18 protein-coding genes and 1 tRNA gene are annotated in these 19592 nt (G+C 69.0%); 12 read left to right on the top strand and 7 right to left on the bottom strand.

What is annotated here, in order from left to right; translation table 11 throughout:
• Positions 1–21 precede the first annotated feature (21 nt).
• Positions 22–921: an alpha/beta fold hydrolase gene (locus ASD13_RS08845; protein WP_055868332.1), complete on the top strand. Its 900-nt coding sequence runs from the start codon at positions 22–24 to the stop codon at positions 919–921.
• Here ASD13_RS08845 and ASD13_RS08840 read toward each other — a convergent pair.
• The gene (locus tag ASD13_RS08840) at positions 893–1366 is read right to left on the bottom strand and encodes an Lrp/AsnC family transcriptional regulator (RefSeq protein WP_017830653.1); all 474 of its coding nucleotides are present in this window, start codon (positions 1364–1366) and stop codon (positions 893–895) included. The two genes, ASD13_RS08845 and ASD13_RS08840, sit on opposite strands and share 29 nt — an antisense overlap.
• Before the next feature lie 171 nt (positions 1367–1537).
• Between ASD13_RS08840 and pdhA the strand changes: the two genes are divergently transcribed.
• From pdhA to ASD13_RS08825, 3 genes are read left to right on the top strand one after another with little or no spacing between them, the layout of a single operon-like run.
• Positions 1538–2659 carry a pyruvate dehydrogenase (acetyl-transferring) E1 component subunit alpha gene (pdhA, locus tag ASD13_RS08835; RefSeq protein WP_055868328.1) on the top strand — a complete coding sequence of 374 codons (1122 nt, stop codon included), beginning with the start codon at positions 1538–1540 and terminating at the stop codon, positions 2657–2659.
• Positions 2656–3666, top strand: a complete 1011-nt coding sequence (locus ASD13_RS08830) for an alpha-ketoacid dehydrogenase subunit beta (RefSeq protein ID WP_055868325.1) — start codon at positions 2656–2658, stop codon at positions 3664–3666. The genes pdhA and ASD13_RS08830 overlap by 4 nt, the downstream gene beginning before the upstream one ends.
• Positions 3663–5024 carry a dihydrolipoamide acetyltransferase family protein gene (locus ASD13_RS08825; protein ID WP_055868322.1) on the top strand — a complete coding sequence of 454 codons (1362 nt, stop codon included), beginning with the start codon at positions 3663–3665 and terminating at the stop codon, positions 5022–5024. The genes ASD13_RS08830 and ASD13_RS08825 overlap by 4 nt, the downstream gene beginning before the upstream one ends.
• Here ASD13_RS08825 and ASD13_RS08820 read toward each other — a convergent pair.
• Positions 5017–5622 (bottom strand): TetR/AcrR family transcriptional regulator, encoded by a 606-nt coding sequence (locus ASD13_RS08820; protein WP_055868317.1) that lies wholly within the window; start codon positions 5620–5622, stop codon positions 5017–5019. The genes ASD13_RS08825 and ASD13_RS08820 overlap by 8 nt on opposite strands.
• A gap of 110 nt (positions 5623–5732) precedes the next feature.
• Here ASD13_RS08820 and ASD13_RS08815 point away from each other — a divergent pair, with 110 nt between their 5' ends.
• The 5 genes from ASD13_RS08815 to ASD13_RS08795 are packed head-to-tail and all read left to right on the top strand — an operon-like array spanning position 5733 to position 11681.
• Complete coding sequence (locus ASD13_RS08815; protein WP_055868313.1) at positions 5733–7286, top strand: carboxyl transferase domain-containing protein; 1554 nt, start codon at positions 5733–5735, stop codon at positions 7284–7286.
• Positions 7287–7291: 5 nt separating this feature from the next.
• Positions 7292–9229, top strand: a complete 1938-nt coding sequence (locus ASD13_RS08810) for an acetyl/propionyl/methylcrotonyl-CoA carboxylase subunit alpha (protein ID WP_055868310.1) — start codon at positions 7292–7294, stop codon at positions 9227–9229.
• A gap of 2 nt (positions 9230–9231) precedes the next feature.
• Complete coding sequence (locus tag ASD13_RS08805) at positions 9232–10380, top strand: acyl-CoA dehydrogenase family protein (protein WP_017830646.1); 1149 nt, start codon at positions 9232–9234, stop codon at positions 10378–10380.
• Positions 10381–10389: 9 nt separating this feature from the next.
• A complete protein-coding gene (locus tag ASD13_RS08800) occupies positions 10390–10878 on the top strand; it encodes a MaoC family dehydratase (RefSeq protein WP_055868306.1) in 489 nt (162 codons plus the stop codon).
• Positions 10875–11681, top strand: a complete 807-nt coding sequence (locus ASD13_RS08795; protein ID WP_055868305.1) for an HpcH/HpaI aldolase/citrate lyase family protein — start codon at positions 10875–10877, stop codon at positions 11679–11681. The genes ASD13_RS08800 and ASD13_RS08795 overlap by 4 nt, the downstream gene beginning before the upstream one ends.
• Here ASD13_RS08795 and ASD13_RS08790 read toward each other — a convergent pair whose 3' ends face one another.
• Both ASD13_RS08790 and ASD13_RS08785 read right to left on the bottom strand, forming a co-directional pair.
• A complete protein-coding gene (locus tag ASD13_RS08790) occupies positions 11682–12269 on the bottom strand; it encodes a histidine phosphatase family protein (RefSeq protein ID WP_055868302.1) in 588 nt (195 codons plus the stop codon).
• Positions 12266–13105, bottom strand: coding sequence for a Sir2 family NAD-dependent protein deacetylase (locus tag ASD13_RS08785; RefSeq protein WP_055868299.1), 840 nt, complete (start codon positions 13103–13105; stop codon positions 12266–12268). Before ASD13_RS08785 ends, ASD13_RS08790 begins: the two co-directional genes overlap by 4 nt.
• Before the next feature lie 115 nt (positions 13106–13220).
• Here ASD13_RS08785 and ASD13_RS08780 point away from each other — a divergent pair, with 115 nt between their 5' ends.
• Positions 13221–14021: a TrmH family RNA methyltransferase gene (locus ASD13_RS08780; protein WP_055868296.1), complete on the top strand. Its 801-nt coding sequence runs from the start codon at positions 13221–13223 to the stop codon at positions 14019–14021.
• A gap of 5 nt (positions 14022–14026) precedes the next feature.
• On the opposite strand, the gene ASD13_RS08775 is transcribed toward ASD13_RS08780, so the two are convergent.
• The gene (locus ASD13_RS08775; protein WP_055868293.1) at positions 14027–14854 is read right to left on the bottom strand and encodes an SGNH/GDSL hydrolase family protein; all 828 of its coding nucleotides are present in this window, start codon (positions 14852–14854) and stop codon (positions 14027–14029) included.
• Between the two features lie 147 nt (positions 14855–15001).
• Here ASD13_RS08775 and ASD13_RS08770 point away from each other — a divergent pair, with 147 nt between their 5' ends.
• Both ASD13_RS08770 and ASD13_RS08765 read left to right on the top strand, forming a co-directional pair.
• Positions 15002–16744, top strand: coding sequence for a DEAD/DEAH box helicase (locus tag ASD13_RS08770; protein WP_055869162.1), 1743 nt, complete (start codon positions 15002–15004; stop codon positions 16742–16744).
• Positions 16745–16895: 151 nt separating this feature from the next.
• Positions 16896–17993 (top strand): VIT1/CCC1 transporter family protein, encoded by a 1098-nt coding sequence (locus tag ASD13_RS08765; protein ID WP_055868292.1) that lies wholly within the window; start codon positions 16896–16898, stop codon positions 17991–17993.
• 15 nt (positions 17994–18008) lie between these two features.
• Here the strand turns inward: ASD13_RS08765 and ASD13_RS08760 are convergent, their stop codons facing one another.
• Complete coding sequence (locus tag ASD13_RS08760; RefSeq protein ID WP_055868289.1) at positions 18009–19349, bottom strand: DUF1254 domain-containing protein; 1341 nt, start codon at positions 19347–19349, stop codon at positions 18009–18011.
• 139 nt (positions 19350–19488) lie between these two features.
• Positions 19489–19571 (bottom strand) — tRNA-Leu (locus ASD13_RS08755).
• Positions 19572–19592: the final 21 nt, after the last annotated feature.

Genomic DNA, 19592 nt, shown 5'->3' with positions numbered 1-19592 from the left:
GGCGGCTCGTAGACTCGGACCATGACCGTGCCATCTCCCTACGCGGACCGTCTTCGTCGCCTTCCCGTGCAGCGCCACGAGGTCGAGGTGCGCGGTGCCACCACGGCATATTGGGTCTACGGCCCTGAAGACGCCGAGACCACGGTCATCGCGGTGCACGGCTTCCGTGGCGAGCACCACGGCCTCGAACCGGTTCTCGCCTACCTCCCCGAAGTTCGCGTGGTCGCCCCCGACCTTCCCGGATTCGGCGAGTCGGCGCCTCTTCCCGGCCGCCGACACGATCTCGACGAGTACGCCGGATGGCTCACCGACTTCGCCGCGGAGGTCGCACCGGGCGCCGTGATCCTCGGTCACTCGTTCGGCTCGATCGTCACCGCGGCGGCCGTCGCGCGCGGACTGCAGACCCCTCGTCTGATCCTGCTGAACCCCATCGGGGCGCCGGCGTTGGAAGGCCCGAAGGGACTCATGACCCGTCTCGCGGTGCTGTACTACGCGCTCGGCGCCCGACTCCCCGAGGCCTTCGGAACCGCGCTGCTGCGCAACCGGGTCATCGTCCGCGTCATGAGCATCACGATGGCCAAGACGAAGGACTCCGAACTCCGTCGGTTCATCCACGACCAGCACGACACCTACTTCTCGCGGTTCTCCGACCGCGACGTGCTCCGCGACGCCTTCGTCGCGAGCGTCTCCCACGACGTCCGCGAGTTCGCACCCGAGATCGAGGTCCCGACGTTGCTGGTCGCGGCTGAGCGCGATGACATCACGCCGATCGAGGCGGAGCGGAAGCTGGCGAAGATCTTCCCCGACGCCTCACTGGTCGAGATCGCGCACGTGGGGCATCTGATCCACTATGAGACCCCGGCCGAAGCGGCGGGGGCCATCCGGCGCTTCCTCAGGATTCCCGTCGCGCGAGGCCGATGAGTCCGGCGACCCGGAACGGGATCACCTCGCCCATCGCGAGTGAGGTCTCGGTGCGTTCCACGCCTTCGATCGACAGGATCCGCGCGTCGGTGTCGAAGAGGTGGCGCGCATCCCGGCAGGCCACACGTGCGAGCAGATCGATCGATCCGCTGAGGCCATGCGCCTGCACGACCTCCGGAATCCGGGCGAGTTCGTTGATGATGCGGGGGAGCTCGGTCTGTCGCACGCCGATGCTGACGAATGCCTGCAACGGGAATCCGAGCACATCGGTCGAGAACGACCGCTCGTACGACAGGAAGATTCCACTCTGCTCCAAGCGCGCCATTCGCGCCTGAATCGTGTTGCGCGAGAGCCCCAAGTTCTCCGCCAGCGCCACGATGGTGGTCCTGGGGTCGTCGGCGAGGGCGGCGAGAAGCTCGAGATCGATGCGGTCCAGTCCTGGCATAGTGCCAAACCCTAGCAGCACCTCATCCCCCCAAATTGAGCAACATGCTCAAGCCGCTTCAGAATGCTTGAGCGAGGTGTTGACCAGACGTACTCTCAGACCATGCCCGTGATGACGCTGGCATCAGTGCGCGGAGCCTCACGAGGGCCGCCGAGGACGAGGAGGACGACGATGTCACCGCAGATCACCCCCATCGCAGACACCGCCCAGGATCTGGAGCTCTCGGAGCGCATCCTCAACCCGGATGGAAGTCGCATCGCGAACCCTCGGCTGGACCCCTTCGTCGCCGACGTCGATGCCGAGCAGCTGCGCTCCCTGCTGCGTGACATGGTCATCCTCCGGCGGATCGACGCAGAAGGCGTCGCCCTCCAGCGTCAGGGACAGCTCGGTCTCTGGGCTCCCTGCCAGGGCCAGGAGGCGACGCAGATCGGCACGGCGAGGGCCATCGCTGCGCAGGACTTCGTGTTCCCCAGCTACCGCGAGACCGGAGTCATCTACGCGCGAGGCGCCCAGCCCGGCGACTATGTGCGCATGTGGCGCGGAGAGGAAGGCGCCGCGTACGACCCCGCCGCCCTCGGGGTCGCTCCTTTGCAGATCATCATCGGCGCGCAGACCCTGCACGCCGTCGGCTACGCCCTGGGCATCCAGCACGACGGCGCCGACGAGGTCGCCGTGACCTACTTCGGAGACGGCGCGACGAGTCAGGGCGACGTCAACGAGGCGATGATCTTCGCCGCGTCCTACCAGGCGCCCGTCGTCTTCGTCTGCCAGAACAACCACTGGGCGATCTCCGAGCCTGTCGCCGTGCAGTCGCAGTATCCGATCGCCGGACGTGCACCCGGCTTCGGCATCCCCAGTGTCCGCGTCGACGGCAACGACATCCTCGCCTGCATGGCGGCGATGCGCTGGGCGCTCGAGCACGCACGGTCCGGCAAGGGCCCCGCCTACATCGAGGCGGTCACTTATCGGATGGGTCCGCACACCACGGCGGACGATCCGACGCGGTACCGCGACGAGGCCGAACTCGAGTCCTGGCGCCGGCGCGACCCGATCGCGCGACTGGAAGCGCACCTGCGCGCCACCGGAGCACTCACGGATGAGCACCAGGCGGAGACCCAGGCGGCAGCCGACGTCGTGGCGAAGGAGATGCGCGCCGCATGCCTCGGCATGGTGACGCGCCCGCCCCTCGCGGTCTTCGACGGTGTCTATGCCGAGCCGCACACCGGACTCGAGCGTCAGCGCGGCGAGTACGCCGCGTATCTCGCATCGTTCGAGAGCGAGGCATCGGCATGACCGAACTCACTCTCGGAAAAGCACTCGGCGCGGGCCTGCGTCAAGCGATGCGCGACGACGACAAGGTCGTGCTCCTCGGTGAGGACATCGGCAAGCTCGGCGGTGTGTTCCGCATCACCGACGGGCTCCTCGACGAGTTCGGCGCGGCACGGGTGATCGACACACCGCTGGCGGAGTCCGGGATCGTCGGTACTGCTGTCGGTCTGGCGTTCCGCGGCTACCGCCCGGTGGTGGAGATCCAGTTCGACGGCTTCGTGTACCCCGCGTTCGACCAGATCGTCGCCCAGGTCGCGAAGCTGCACTACCGCACGCAGGGCCGCGTGAAGATGCCCATCACCATCCGGATCCCGTGGGCGGGAGGCATCGGCGCAGCCGAGCACCACTCCGAATCTCCGGAGGCCTACTTCGTGCACACGGCAGGACTGCGCGTGATCGCGGTGTCGAACCCGGAGGACGCGTACCGCAGTCTCCGTCAGGCGATCGCGTCGGACGACCCGGTGATCTTCTTCGAGCCGAAGCGTCTGTACCACCACAAAGGCGAGGTCGGCCTCGAGGCGCCGCTCGCGGATGCGCCGCCGATGGGACTCGCGCGCGTCGTGCGCACCGGAACGGACGCGACACTGATCACCTACGGGGCAATGGTCTCCACGGCGCTGCAGGCGGCGGAGGCCGCCGACGACGAGGGGATCTCCCTCGAGGTCATCGACCTGCGTTCGCTCTCACCCGTCGACTACGACTCGGTCGCCGCGTCCGTGCGCAAGACCGGTCGGGTGGTCGTGGCGCACGAGGCCTCCCGCGAGGCGGGAGTCGCCGCCGAAGTGATCGCGAGCATCACCGAGCGCTGCTTCGAGTACCTCGAGTCCGCGCCGCTGCGGGTCACCGGCCATGACATCCCATACCCGCCCGCGAAGCTCGAGAAGTACCATCTGCCCGACCTCGATCGGCTTCTGGACGCCGTGGATCGCGTGCTGGACCGACCGAACAGTCTGACGGGAGCAGAGGCATGATCGCGGAGTTCCGTCTTCCGGATCTCGGAGAAGGCCTGACCGAGGCCGAGGTGGTGACCTGGCTCGTCGCGCCCGGTGACACCGTGACCCTCAACCAGACGCTCGCCGAGGTCGAGACGGCCAAGGCGGTCGTCGAGCTCCCCTCTCCCTACGAAGGCACGGTGTCGACGCTGCACGCCGAGGCCGGCCAGACCATCGCCGTCGGTGCCCCTCTCATCGCTTTCGACGTGGTGGGAGAGGAGCCCGATGCATCGGCATCGGCATCCGACTCCGCCGAGAAGGCCCAGCCGAACCTCGTCGGCTACGGCGCCGCCCCCACGAGTGCAGGTCGTCCCGCACGGCGCGCCCGCCGGATCGCTGGCACGCCGGTCCCGGTGGACACGGCTGTCCTCGAGGCGGCGCCGCACGATGCCACCCCGTCGGCGGCCGTCGACGTGGTGATCGAGCGCCCACGCTCAACTCCGCCGGTGCGTGCGCACGCCAAGCGCCTCGGCATCGACCTGGTGCTGGTCGCGGCAGAGGTGGGGGACCGGGTCATCACCCGGAGCGACGTGGATGCCTATGCGGAGCGAGTGGGCCGCGCTGGTGCGACGGTGGACGAGACGTCGGGCATCCCCGCGACGACGCCCTCGACTCCGGCGGTGCTCGGAGACGCGGAGCGTGAGACGCGCATCCCGATCCGCGGCGTGCGCAAGCACACGGCGGCCGCGATGGTGCAGAGCGCATTCACCGCCCCGCATGTCACCGTCTTCCACACGGTCGATGTGACCGCCACGATGGATCTATTGTCGAGTCTTCGCGACGATCGCGCGCTCAGCGCACACCGGATCGGCCCGCTCACAGTGGTCGCGAAGGCGGTGTGCCTGGCTCTGGGCCGGACCCCGGGACTCAACTCTCGGTGGGACGAGGCTGCGGGCGAGATCGTCCAGCACAACTACGTGGATCTGGGGATCGCCGCGGCGACGGATCGCGGACTGATCGTCCCGATGATCCGGGATGCGGAGCGGCTGACGCTGCTCGGCATGGCGGACGCGGTGCGGTCGCTCGCCGAGGTCGCGCGTTCGGGGAAGACCTCGCCCGCCGAACTCGCCGGCGGCACGTTCTCGATCTCCAACATCGGCGTCTTCGGCGTCGACGCCGGAACTCCCATCCTCCCGCCGGGCCAGTCGGGGATCCTCGCCGTCGGCGCGGTGCGTCGCCAGCCCTGGGAGCACCACGGCGAGATCGCGCTGCGGCAGATGATGACGCTCAGCCTCTCCTTCGACCACCGCCTCGTCGACGGAGCCGAAGGAGCACGATTCCTCAAGGACGTCGCCGACATCCTCGAAGAGCCCGGACGGGCGATGCTCTTCAGGTAGTCGCGCGCAACGCCGCATCCGCCATCGCGATCAGCACGGTCGCGGTGGCGGAGTGCCGCCTGGCGGCAGTGCGCGTGCTGTGCGGCGTCGAGTTGATGAGCCCGAAGCAGGCCTGCACGCGCAGACGCAGCTCGTCCTGATCGGCGCCGCCCTCGGGCGCCTGCAGCGGCGACAGCGCGGCCATCCACAACTCGATGTACGCACGCTGGAGGCGTCGGACCTCGGCGCGATCGGCCTCGGACAGGAACGCGACATCCCTGTCCTGCACCTGGATGACCTCGGCGTTGCCCAGGGCGAACTCGACGTGGAAGCCGATCAGCGCGCGCATCCGCTGATCGGCAGTCGGCGACTCCGCAGCGACGCGACGACCGCCCGAGATCAGGTCCTGACTGACCTTGACGAGCACGGCGCCCAGCAGAGCCTGTTTTCCTGCGAAGTGGCGGTACACGGCCGGCCCGGAGACGCCGACCGCTGCGCCGATGTCTTCGAGGCTCACCCCGCTGTATCCGCGCGCGGCGAAGAGGCGCGCGGCGGCGTGCAGGATCGCATCGGAGCGTTCGGCCTTGGCGCGGTCTCGGGCTGTGACCGGGCTTGTCATCTCAGTTAATCCTCGCTAACCTGAATCAACGGGTTAGTGAACACTAACCGAAAGTGCATGCACCGCGCCAGGGTCCGCCCGCGCGGACGTGGGTCAAGGAGGACATCACGATGCCCGCAACCCAGGAATCACTGGCGCACGAGCTGCGAGCGCGGCTCGCGACCGCGGCGCGCGGCGGACCTGAAGCTTCCCGCGAACGGCACATCGCCCGTGGGAAGATGCTCCCTCGCGACCGCGTCGCCCGTGTGCTCGATGAGGGCAGTCCGTTCCTCGAGGTCGCCCCGCTCGCCGCCGACGGACTGTATGGGGGAGAGGCGCCGGGAGCCGGCGTGATCGCCGGTATCGGCCTCGTCCACGGTCGACACGTGATGGTGGTCTGCAACGACGCGACGGTGAAGGGGGGCACGTACTATCCGCTCACGGTCAAGAAGCACCTGCGCGCACAGGAGATCGCCCTCGAGAATCGGCTGCCCTGCCTTTATCTGGTCGACTCGGGAGGAGCGTTCCTCCCGAAGCAGGACGAGGTCTTCCCCGACCGTGAGCACTTCGGCCGGATCTTCTTCAACCAGGCGCGCATGTCGGCAGAGGGAATCCCTCAGCTCGCCGCGGTGCTCGGGTCGTGCACCGCGGGTGGCGCCTATGTTCCCGCCATGAGCGACGAGACCGTCATCGTCCGCGGTCAGGGGACGATCTTCCTCGGCGGACCCCCTCTCGTGAAGGCCGCGATCGGGGAGATCGTGACCGCCGAAGAGCTGGGCGGGGGAGAGCTGCACGCACGGCGCAGCGGTGTGGTCGACCATCTCGCCGAAGACGATGAGCACGCGCTCGAGATCCTCCGCGACATCGCCGCGACGCTTCCTCCTCCCGCGGCGCCCGCCTGGGAGGTGCTGAACAGCCGCCCACCGTCCGAGTCGACGAGCCTGTACGACGCCGTCCCCGTCGATGTGAACGCCGCATACGACGTGCACGAGGTCGTCGCCCGTCTGGTCGACGGCGACACCTTCCTCGAGTTCAAGCCCGAGTACGGCACGACCCTGGTCACCGGATTCGCCCGCCTGCACGGGCACCCCGTCGGCATCGTCGCGAACAACGGCGTGCTGTTCAGCGAATCGGCGCTCAAGGGAGCGCATTTCATCGAACTCTGCGACCAGCGGGGTATTCCGCTGCTGTTCCTGCAGAACATCACGGGGTTCATGGTCGGCTCCGATGCCGAGGCCGGCGGCATCGCGAAGGACGGTGCGAAGATGGTCACCGCCGTGGCCGGCACCCGGGTGCCGAAGCTCACCGTGATCATCGGTGGATCGTTCGGGGCCGGAAACTACTCGATGTGCGGTCGGGCCTATTCGCCCCGGTTACTGTGGACCTGGCCCGCGAGCCGCATCTCCGTGATGGGTGGCGCACAGGCCGCGTCCGTGCTCGCGACCGTCAAGGAGGATCAGCTCTCCGCCCGGGGCGACTCCTGGACGAGCGAGGACCGCGCGGAGTTCGAGGCTCCGATCCGTGAGCAGTACGAGCACCAGGGTGAGCCCTATTACGCCACGGCACGACTCTGGGACGACGGCATCGTCGACCCCGAACAGACCCGTGACCTCCTGGGCCTGGCCCTCGATGTCGTCTCCCGCAGTCCGCTGCCCGAACCGCGCTTCGGCGTCTTCCGGATGTGAGTGCCATGTCCCTGTCTGCACCGTCTCCTTCGAACACCGGCACCTTCCACACGGTTCTCGTCGCCAATCGCGGGGAGATCGCCCGCCGCGTGATCCGCACCCTCCGGGCGCTCGGCATCCGCAGCGTCGCCGTCTACAGCGACGCCGACGCCTCGGCCCCCCACGTGCGTGAAGCGGACGAGGCCGTGCGGATCGGCCCCGCGCCCGCGGCCGAGTCGTATCTCGACATCGATGCCGTGATCGCCGCTGCCCGCAGCACCGGTGCGCAGGCCATCCACCCCGGGTACGGGTTCCTGTCCGAGAGCGTCGGGCTGGCCGAGGCCTGTGCCGAGAGCGGCATCGTCTTCATCGGTCCCTCCATCGACGCCCTGCAGATCATGGGCGACAAGGCCCGCGCTCGCGAGCACGTGCAGCGCTACGGCGTTCCGGTCGTCCCCGGCTTCGATGCGAAAGGCCTGTCCGACCTCGAGATCGCCGAGGAGGCGGACGGCGTGGGCTACCCACTGCTCGTCAAGCCCAGCGCCGGCGGGGGCGGTAAGGGCATGGAGGTCGTTGCGGACGCCGCGGGCTTGCGGGGAGCTCTCGCCTCCGCGCGCCGAGTGGCATCGGCAGCGTTCGGCGACGACGCGCTCATCCTCGAACGCCTCATCCGACGCCCGAGGCATATCGAGGTGCAGGTCTTCGGAGACGCGCACGGCACGGTCATCGCACTCGGCGAGCGCGAGTGCACCCTGCAGAGACGGCATCAGAAGGTCATCGAGGAGGCGCCGTCGGCGGGCATCCCCGCCTCCACCCGTGAGCGACTGCTCTCGGCAGCGGTCCTCGCCGCAGAGAGCGTCGAGTACGTCGGCGCGGGCACCGTCGAGTTCCTCATCGATGCCGATGCGCCAGACGAGGTGTTCTTCATCGAGATGAACACCCGCCTCCAGGTGGAGCACCCCGTGACCGAAGAGGTCACCGGCCTCGATCTAGTCGCTCTCCAGCTCCGCGCGGCCGCGGGGCTGGCGCTGGAGGTCACTCCGCGTCTGCGCGGCCACGCGGTCGAGGCACGTGTGTACGCGGAGTCGCCGGAACGCGGGTTCCTTCCCTCCACCGGGACGGTGCTGCTGTTCGATCCGCCGTCGGGCGTTCGCGTGGATGCGGCGATCGAGACCGGGAGCGAGGTGACCGGGTTCTACGACCCGATGATTGCGAAGGTGATCGCTTTCGCCGACGACCGCGCCACCGCGCTCGCGCGACTGGACGAGGCGCTCGCCCGCACGGTCGTCCTGGGCGTCGAGACCAACATCGCCTTCCTCCGCACGCTCTGCCAGGACCCGCGCGTCATCGAGGGCGACCTCGACACCGGGCTCATCGAGACCCTGCTTCCGCTCGGCACGCTGAGGCCGTCGCCGGCACAGCTCGCGGCGGCGAAGGACGCGGTCGCGGGAACCGCCGCGCCGATGCGGACCACCGCCCTGTGGCGGGACCTTCCCGGCTGGCGCCTGGGGGCCGGGGATGCGGCACCGCCTCTGTTCGTCGCCCTCACGGATGAGGACGAAGAGGTCGCGCTCGACGAAGGATCGGCTACGAGATCGCGAGGCGCCGTCCACGCCGCAGTGGACGCGGACGGCGCTGTGTGGGTGGCCGAGGACGGTCGCACGGTTCGCCTCCGCCCCCTCGACAGGGAGCAGCGGATGAAGCGACGGCTGTCCGCGCGCGAAGCGGGATCCGCGGCGACGGAGCCGGAGGGTCGCGCCCCCATGCCCGGAAGCGTCGTGGCCGTGCACGTCGCGGACGGGGATTCGGTCTCCGCGGGCGACGCGCTCGTCTCGATCGAGGCGATGAAGATGGAGCATCCCGTGCTCGCGCCCCACGACGGTGTGGTGCATCTGCTGGTCGCCGTGGGTGACCAGGTGCGGCGTGACCAACCGGTCGCCCGCGTGACGACGGAGGAGAGTTGAACATGGAAGACCTGTCCGCAGAGGAGCGCGAGCTCGCCGCCATGGTGCGGGAGTTCGCCGACACGGTCGTTGCACCGCAGGCCTACGAAGCCGACCGCACGCATACCCTGTCGATGGACGTCGTGGCGCAGATGGGCGATCTCGGCCTGTTCGGTCTGCCGTTCCCGGAGGAGTACGGAGGACAGGGCGGTGACTACATGGCTCTCGGCATCGCGATCGAGGCGCTGGGCCGTGTGGACCAGTCCATCGCGATCACGCTCGAAGCGGGGGTGAGTCTCGGCGCGATGCCGATCTATCGCTTCGGTACCGAGGAGCAGCGCCGGGAGCTGCTCCCTGATCTGCTCGCGGGGCGGGCGCTGGCCGGTTTCGGGCTCACCGAACCGGAGGCGGGAAGCGATGCGGGGGCGACCAGGACCACGGCGCGCCTCGACGGCGACGAATGGGTGATCGACGGCTCCAAGCAGTTCATCACCAACTCGGGAACACCGATCACGCGCTTCGTCACGGTCACCGCGGTGACGGGGAACGAGAACGGGCGCAAGGAGATCTCGACGATCATCGTCCCCAACGGCACGCCGGGGTTCACCGTCGAGGCACCGTACGACAAGGTCGGCTGGAACGCCTCGGACACCCATCCGCTGACGTTCGACGGCGCTCGCGTGCCTGCCGGCAACCTCCTGGGCGAGCGAGGGAGCGGCTTCCGCAGCTTCCTCAGCATCCTCGACGAAGGACGCATCGCGATCGCTGCTCTCTCGACGGGCGCGGCGGAGGGCTGCCTGGAGGCGGCGGTCGAGTATGCGAAGAGCCGCACGATCTTCGGTGCCGCGCTCAGCACCCGCCAGAACGCCCAGTTCACCCTGGCCCGCATGCGTGCTCGGGTGCACACCGCCCGTCTCGCCTGGCACCACGCTGCGCGACTCCGCGATGCGGGGAAGCCGTTCGCCGAGGCCGCGGCCATCGCGAAGCTGGTCGGCGGGGAGGCCGCGATGGACAACGCCAGGGACGCGACGCAGATCTTCGGCGGGAACGGCTTCATGAACGAGTTCCCGGTGGGGCGTCACTACCGCGATTCGAAGATCCTCGAGATCGGCGAGGGCACCACCGAAGTGCAACTGCTCGTCATCGCTCGTGGACTCGGACTCGCCGGGTAGCGTGGCGGTATGACCACGCACGACATCCTCCAGAGGGGTCTGTACTACGAGGAGTTCGAGGTCGACGCCCGCTACCTGCATCGGCCGGGGCGCACGGCGACCGAGGCCGACAACGTGCTCTTCACCACGCTCACCATGAACACGCAGGCCCTGCACCTGGATGCGGCCTTCGCCGATGCCCAGGACCCGTTCCGCGCGCGCCTGATGAACTCGATGTGGACGCTGTCGACCATGGTGGGTGCCTCCGTGGCGCAGCTGACCCAGGGGACTCTGGTGGCGCAGCTCGGATTCGGCGACGTGGCGTTCCCTCATCCGCTGTTCGCCGGCGACACGCTCTACACCGAGAGCGTGGTCACACAGAAGCGCCTCTCCTCGTCGCGCCCAGGGCAGGGCATCGTGACCATCGCGCACACCGGGCGGAACCAGGACGGCACCGTCGTCGCCACCGCCGTACGATCGGTGCTCGTGCACTGCCTTCCGGAAGGGACCACCTCATGACGTTCGACCTGGGTCCGGCACTGCTGTTCTGCCCTGCCGACCGTCCTGAGCGCTTCCAGAAGGCGTCCGAGCGGGCCGATGCGATCATCCTCGATCTCGAGGATGCGGTGCTTCCGGATGCGAAGGATGCCGCGCGGCGCAATGTGATCGCGGCCGACCTCGACCCGAACCGTGTGATCGTCCGTGTCAACGCACCAGACAGCGGTGCCTTCGCAGCCGACCTCGCGGCTCTGGCGCAGACCGACTTCCGTACGGTGATGGTGGCGAAGACGGAGGACGTGGAGAGCCTGGCGGCCTTCGATGAGCGATACTCGCTGATCGCCCTGTGCGAGACGGCGCGCGGCATCCACGCGGCCGACCGCATCGCCGCACACCCGCGGGTCTCGGCCATGATGTGGGGCGCCGAGGATCTCGTGGCCTCACTCGGAGGGACATCATCACGGCATGCGGACGGCGGCTATCGCGACATCGCCCGCTACGCCCGCGCTCGCGTTCTCCTCGAATCCGGGGCGCACGGCAAGGCCGCGATCGACGCGGTGCACATCGACCTCGAGGATGCAGACGGGCTCCGACACGAGGCTGTCGACGCCGCCGCGTCCGGCTTCTCGGCGACGGCCTGCATCCACCCGAACCAGGTGGCGGCGATCCGGGCGGCCTATCGTCCCGACGAGGCGACCATCGCCTGGGCCCATGCGGTGCTCGCCGCCGCCGAGACCGAGCGCGGAGTCTTCCGATTCCAGGGACGCATGATCGACGAGCCGGTGCTCCGCCATGCACGCGCGGTCACCTCCCGCGCCCTCTGATCAGAGGACGGGCGACTCTTCGAGCAGACGCAGATAGCCCGGCGCCGCGACGAAGCGGTGCACCGAGCCGTTCTGGAGGACCTCGCCGTCGCGAGGGAGCGTGCCACCGGAGACGTGGTCGATCACGGCGCGGATCACACCACCGTGCGCGACGACGATCACCGACTCCGCGCGGGGTGTCGATCGCCGTCGGGCCTCACGCGCGATCGCGTGCAAGGCCGCGATGGCCCGTTCTCCGACCTCGTGCAGGGATTCCGCGCCCGGGACCTCGGCGTGCCAGTCGCCGTAGGTTCTGATGTAGTCGGGCACGAGCATGCCTTCGCCGTCGCCGAACTCCCGCTCGCGGATGTCGGGGACGATTCCGGCGATCTCCAACCCCAGGCGATCGGCGATGATCTCGGCGGTCTCCTTCGCCCGCAGCAGCGGGCTGGTGTACACCGCGTGATGCGTCGTCGCGGCGAGCTTCTCCGCCGCCCACCGGGCATCCTCACGCCCGGTCTCATTCAGGGGGATGTCTGTGGAGCCCTGGATGCGCTTGGCGAGGTTCCAGTCGGTCTGACCGTGGCGGACGAGAGTGAGGTGGGTCACGAGAGGAGTTCCTGGAGGGCGGGGAGCACGTCGCTGGTGCCGGCGGCGATGGTGACATGCGCCCAGGCATCCGCGCGCGTCGGCTCACGGTTGACGATGATCAGGGGGATGTTACGACGGCGGGCACGCTCGACCAGGCGCACACCTGAGTTCACGACCAGCGAGGATCCGGCCACGATCAAGGCGGTGCTGGAGCGCAGCAGCGACTCCGCCGCACGGAAGCGGTCCTGTGGCACGTACTCGCCGAAGAACACCACATCCGGCTTGAGCATGCCGGCGCAGACGGTGCACACGGGGACGATGAACCCCTCCGTGCTCTCGGGGAGGACGTCGCCGTCCGGGGCGAGCGCGATGTTCTCGGGCACGGTGATCCAGGGATTGAGCTCCTCGATCTGCACGGCGATGTCGCGGCGGTCGAAGACCTGTCCGCATTGCAGGCACAGCACGCGGCGCATCGTCCCGTGCACCTCGATGACGTGCGTGCTCCCGGCTCGCAGATGCAGTCCGTCGACGTTCTGGGTGATGACGCCGGACACGGTGCCCGCTGCTTCGAGCTGCGCGAGGGCGGTGTGCCCGGCGTTCGGCTCCGCCCTGGCGAAGGCGCGCCAGCCGAGGTGCCCGCCCACCCAGTACCGGCGCCGCGCAGCCTCGTCGCCCAGATAGGTCTGGATCGTCATCGGATCGCTGCGGGTCCGTGCTCCTTCGCCGCGATAGGCGGGGATGCCGGAGTCGGTGGAGATGCCGGCGCCGGTGAGGAGTGCGATGCGCTTCTCACGCAGCAGCTCGGCGGCGTGGGCGATGGTGGCCGACAGCTCGGCGGGATTCGACACGCTCACAGGACCTCCTCGAGCGAGTCTACGGTGCCCGGGCGTGCGGCGGACCCGACCGACGGGGGTGGCTCTCGGAGATGTCGGTGCGGGACGACCCCCGGGCGGTGGCAGAGTGGAGCCCGTGGAACTGCTGCCTGTGACCGACGCCTGTGACCGACGCCTCGATGACTACCGTGCACTCACGGATACCGCCCTGCGCACTCTTTCCGAGCCGTCCGGCGGGCTGTACATCGCGGAGTCGACGAAGGTGATCGCGCGCGCCGTCGCCGCGGGCCACCGTCCACGCTCCCTCCTGGTGCAGGAACGCCGGATCGACGACATCCGGGAGATCGTCGGCGATCTCGATGTGCCCGTGTACGTCGTGCCGGACGAGATCGCCGAGGCGGTGACCGGCTTCGCCGTGCACCGCGGGACGATCGCGTCTATGCATCGACCCGAGTTGCCGGCCGTGCACGACGTGATCGAGGGGGCGTCCCTCGTGCTGATCCTGGAGAACATCGGCGATCACACCAACGTCGGGGCCGCCTTCCGCGCCGCCGCCGGACTCGGGGCCGATGCCGTGCTCGTGTCGCCGGGTGGCGCCGACCCGCTCTATCGTCGCAGCGTCCGCGTGAGTATGGGCACCGTGTTCCAGGTGCCGTGGACACGGATCACGGACTGGGAATCCGCCATCGCGGATCTTCACGCCGCAGGTTTCGACATCGCCGCCCTGGCGCTGCGCGATGACGCCGTCACCCTCGACGCCTACGCCGCCGAACGCCCGTCCCGCGTCGCCCTGGTCATGGGGTCGGAGGGCGACGGTCTCTCGCGGGAGGCCATGGACGGCGCGGACACCGTCGTCACCATCCCGATGAGCGGGGGAGTGGACTCGCTGAACGTGGCATCAGCGGCTGCGGTCGCGCTCTGGTCGATGAAGGCCTGACGCGCTCAGTCCCGCTCGGGGAGGAACACCGGCGAGGGGTCGGGGCGCTTCGCCGCGAGGTTGTCTCCCGATGACTGGTGCCGCAGCCGCCGAAGCACCCAGGGCACGAGGTGCTCGCGCGCCCAGCCGAGGTCTTCCGACCGGGCCTCGCGCCACGTGCGCAACGGGAACGGCTCGGGCTGCATGGCCTCGAGGTCGTTCGGCACGTTCAGCGCGCGCAGCGCCATACGGGCCACCTCGTGGTGGCCGAGGGCGTTGTAGTGCAGGCGGTCGTCGTCGAAGAACCGCATGTCCTGCACGACCTTGAGCGCCCATTGGTCGGCGACGATGCAGTCGTGGCGCTCGGCGATCGCACGGACGTTCTCGTTGTAGATGGCGACCTTGCCTCGGAAGGCTCGGAAGACGGGAGTGAACCCGGTGTCGATGCCCGTGAAGAGCAGGATGGCCGCGCCCGTGGACGACAGGCGCACGACGGCGTCTTCGAGCTGACTCGCAATGGCATCGGGGTCGGTGCCGGGGCGGATCACGTCGTTGCCACCCGCACAGATCGACACCAGGTCGGGGTGCAGTGCGATCGCCGGCTCGATCTGGTCGGCGACGATCTGGGCGATCAGCTTGCCGCGGACCGCGAGGTTCGCGTAGGCGAAGTCGTCCACCTGCGCCGCGAGCACTTCGGCGACGCGGTCGGCCCACCCGCGGTGGCTGCCCGGATGTGCGGGGTCAGGGTCGCCGATGCCCTCGGTGAACGAATCGCCGATCGCGACGAAACGGCGCCACGGGTGCGCGGTCTCGTTGGGGACATAGGGGGTCCGAGTCGAATCCTGGTCGGTCATCCAGCGCTCCTTCACGAACGTCGTGCGACGCGGCGGTGACCGCGACGCAGTGACAGAGCCTACCCGCGCGTGCCCATCCCGGGGAGGGCACGCGCGGGAACTGCCGCGAGTGATCCAGTGTCCGCGGCAGCGATTATCGTGGACTCGATGCTCTCTCCGTCCTTTCCTCAGCGTGCCCCATGGGGAACCGCGAACAAGCTGCGCGCCTGGCAGCAGGAGGCCCTCGAACAGTACTTCGCCGCGGATCAGCGCGACTTCCTCGTGGCGGCCACGCCCGGCGCTGGAAAGACCACCTTCGCGCTCACCCTCGCGGTCGAGCTCATGCGCATGGGCGAGGTCAACCGCATCATCGTGGTGGCGCCGACCGAGCATCTCAAGACGCAGTGGGCCGATGCCGCCGCGCGCGTGCACATCCGCCTCGACCCCCGCTTCCGCAACAGCGATTGGGCACCGGCGCGGCACTATCACGGCGCGGTCGTGACCTATGCGCAGGTCGCGGCGAAGTCCTCGGTGCACCGCCATCTCACCGAAGACGCCCAGACGCTGGTGATCCTCGACGAGGTGCACCACGGCGGCGACGCGCTCAGCTGGGGCGACGCGATCCGCGACGCCTACGGACCTGCCAAGAGGCGCCTCCTCCTCTCCGGAACGCCGTTCCGCAGCGACACCGCGCCGATCCCGTTCGTCGAGTACCACCCCGACGAGTCCGGCGCCCGCATCTCGCGCACCGACTACAACTACGGCTACGGCCGGGCGCTGGCCGACGGTGTCGTGCGCCCCGTGCTGTTCCACATGTACGCCGGCAAGATGCGCTGGCGCACCACCACAGGTGACGAGCTCGAGACGCACCTCGGCCAGGACAACACGAAGGACGTGACGTCGCAGGCCTGGCGAACGGCGCTCGACCCCGAGGGCGACTGGATGCCCGCCGTGCTCTCGGCCGCCGATCGCCGCCTCACCGAGATCCGCCATCACGTTCCCGATGCCGGCGGGCTCGTGCTGGCGACCGATCAGACCGTGGCGCGCGCCTACGCGAAGATCCTGCACAGCATCACGGGTCAGCAGCCGACGATCGTGCTCTCCGACGACGCGACCGCTTCGGAGCGGATCGAGAAGTTCAGTGCCAACGACGCCCGGTGGATGGTGGCCGTGCGCATGGTGTCCGAAGGCGTCGACGTCCCGCGCCTCGCCGTGGGCGTGTACGCGACGTCGTCGTCGACTCCGCTGTTCTTCGCGCAGGCCATCGGCCGCTTCGTGCGCGCCCGTCGTCGCGGCGAGGCCGCCAGCGTCTTCCTTCCGCAGGTCCCCGTCCTGATGGGGCTCGCGAACGAGATGGACAAGCAGCGCGACCACGCCCTCGACCGGCAGTCGAAGGAAGACGACGGCCTGGAGGACTCGCTGCTCGAGAGCGCGAACCGCGAGGAGGAGACCTCCGATGCTCTGACGCAGGAGTTCAGCTATCAGGCGCTGTCATCGGTCGCCCACTTCGATCGGATCGTGTTCGAGGGGCAGGAGTTCGGGCAGCTCGCAGAACCGGGCACCCCGGAAGAAGAGGAGTTCATCGGGTTCCCCGGTCTTCTCGAACCGGAACACGTGCATGAGCTCCTCATGCAGCGTCAGTCCCGTCAGTCCCGACTGCGCGAGGCGCGCGAGGCCTCTGCAGACCCGGCGGAGACGACGACGCTGCCCGCGCCTCTGCACCGCACGCTCAAGGAGCAGCGGCAGCTTCTGAACAGCCTGGTGGGACTCTACGCGCGGCAGAAGGGCGAGCCCCACGGCGCGGTGCACGCCGAGCTGCGGCGCATCTGCGGAGGACCGGCGGTTGCGCAGGCGACGGTGACCCAGTTGCAGTCACGCATCGAAGTTCTCCGCAAGCGCGTGCGTTCCTGACGTCCGCACGGGCCCCCACCCGCGCGATGCGAGCGCTGCTTCGGATCCCCGAAATGCTGTCAATCCGCGTCTGAGCGAGGTGTGCGCGGGGGTCCGCGGCTAGCGTTGAACGGTTGCCCGCGCACCGGGCACCGTTACACCTGGAGGACTCATGACAGCCCCTGCTGCAGCCGACCCGACGCCCGCCGATCGCCGGCGCTGGGCGCGATACCTGGTCGAGGAGCGCGCGGAAGGCGCCGTGTATCAGAAGCTCGCCGCGCGCAGAGAGGGCGAGGAGCGTGACATCCTGCTCCGTCTCGCCGACGCGGAACGCCGCCATGAGCAGCACTGGCTCGATCTCCTCGGTGCGGAGCCGAAACGACTCCCTCGTGCCGGTGTCCGCTCGCGTCTGCTCGGCTGGATGGCCGGCCGCTTCGGGTCGATCTTCGTGCTCGCGCTGGCGCAGAGCGCCGAAGCCCGATCGCCCTACGACTCGGAGCAGTACGCCACGCCCGCGATGCGCGCCGACGAGAAGGTCCATTACGAGGTGGTCCGTGGACTCGCAGCGCGAGGCCGCAGGCGTCTCTCCGGTTCCTTCCGCGCGGCGGTCTTCGGAGCGAACGACGGTCTCGTGAGCAACCTCGCGCTCGTTCTGGGCATCGGTGCGACGGGGGTGAGTTCCGGGTTCGTGCTCTTCAGCGGGATCGCGGGACTCTTGGCCGGGGCTCTGTCGATGGGGGCGGGAGAGTTCGTCTCGGTGCGCTCCCAGCGTGAGCTGCTCGCGGCGACCGAGGCGAACGAGGACGCCCACGCGGCCGCCAGGGATCTCGACATCGACGAGAACGAGCTCGCGCTCGTCTACCGGGCACGCGGCATGGAGCCGGAGGAGTCCCTCTCCCGTGCCCGACGCATCGTGACCGCTGCGCAGGCCGGAGTGCGCCGGGCCGCCACCGGACCGATCAACACCCAGGGCGGCAACGACCACGAGATCGTCGGCAGCGACTGGACCGCAGCGATCTCCAGCTTCCTCCTGTTCGCCTCCGGGGCGATCATCCCGGTCCTGCCCTGGATCTTCGGGCTCCAGGGCACCACGGCCGTGATCGTCGCCCTCGTGCTCGTCGGCATCGCCCTGCTGAGCACCGGCGCCATGGTCGGTGTCCTCTCGGGCGGCCCGCCCCTCCGACGCGCCCTCCGTCAGCTCGCCATCGGTTTCGGCGCGGCTGCCATCACCTACGTTCTCGGCCTCGTGTTCGGCGTCAGTGCGGCGTGATCGGAGTGCGCGCACTCACCCCGCCGATCGTGTGATCGCCGGCACCGTGTAGTGCCCCTCGAGCACGGCGGGGGCGGGCTCGTACATCCGCATCACCGGTCGGAAGTCTCCGGCCGGTGAGGGAAGCCAGTTCGCCGCCGCCCTCTCGTCGGCGGGGCGCTCATGGCTGATGGTGATCGTGAGGGCGCCGTCCTCGTCGCGCACGAGACCAGGAGTCCGGTCACCGATCGAATACCGCTCGATCGGGTTCTCGACGAGGTAGAAGTCGGGAACCGAGTACATCGTCAACGACCAGAAGGCGGATACGGGCGGCTCGGGATCCAGACGCAGCGTGTAGGTCCGCTCGCCGGTCAGCTGATCCCCATGATCATCGACATAGCTCACGATGTACGCCGCCTCATAGGGGTGGTTCCCCCAGAGGCCACCGAGCGCGGCGGCGGCGCGTTCGGGAATGCGCACTTCGGGGTCGATGATCTTGAAACGGTCGTCGTCGAGGGCTCCGATCTCGAAGTAGTCGAGGTTGTAGTCGAAGGCGTGGAAGGTGAGCTTCCACCCGTTCACCTCCGGGCTGGAGCCGTGCGTCAGGAACGAGTGGAGCGACTGCTGAGCAGCTTCCAGATCGCCGACCAGACGCGCGGCGTCCGAGAGCGCGATCGATGCATACGGGGAGTCGCCTACGACGGCGATCCCTGTCGAGGCCAGCGAGGCCTGCAAGGGGCGATCCCGGGGTGCGGGCGGGAACTGCTGCGACCAGACGCGGAGCTTCTCGAGGAAGAGCGCGCTCTCCGGTACGCCAGGATCCGGGAGGGCGAGCCCCGCGGGCACGGCGTCCGGGTTTCGCGGCGTGAGGGTCGTCGCGTCCTGGAGCGCATGCACGGCGGGGAGTTCGTCGTCGCCGCTCACAGCCCACCGGCCCACGATCGAGGCGACGGTCGTCGGGAACCGGATGACGACCGCGTCGCCGGTGTCGCCGTCCCACGAGGGCGGGACCAGCAGGAACGTCCCCGCGCGTGTCCCCGTGGCACGGTGTCCGACGTACGCGAAGTTGTTCGTCCACGCGTCGACGAACTGGAGGACGTAGTAGCGGCCCGCGGTGTCCGGGACCCGCAGCTCGACCGGGCCGACGCTGAGGTCCACCTGGGCCATCGAGTAGAGCGTGTCGTTGTTGATCGTCACGAACGTGTCCGCGGGGCCGGCGAGCGTTCGGGCGTGACTGAACGCATTGAACGGGGCGGCAGGGTTGGAGCCGACTCCCGTCGTCGTGTAACGCGTCACCTGATCGAGGTTGAACACGAGGGGGAACCCGTAGAGGTAGGCCTGAATGATCGTCTGACGATCGGCTTCGAGGGCGGTCATGGCGATCAGGCTATCCAGAGCCGCTCCCACGCAGGGGAGGAGGTCATCCCTCCCGGATGAGCCCCCGCGGGTGCGTCGCGCCATCGATGGGAGACGACGAAGGCCCCGGATCCGTGGATCCGGGGCCTTCGCCTTCCTGTGCGCGGAGGGGGACTTGAACCCCCACGCCCTTACGGGCACTACGACCTCAACGTAGCGCGTCTACCATTCCGCCACCCGCGCAGGTTTTGGATGATCGTTGCC

It is taken from the genome of Microbacterium sp. Root1433D1 (genome assembly GCF_001426835.1).
GTDB classification, from domain to species: domain Bacteria; phylum Actinomycetota; class Actinomycetes; order Actinomycetales; family Microbacteriaceae; genus Microbacterium; species Microbacterium maritypicum.
Note: the sequence above shows the minus strand (reverse complement) of the source record. Positions and strands in the feature narration are given on the sequence as shown.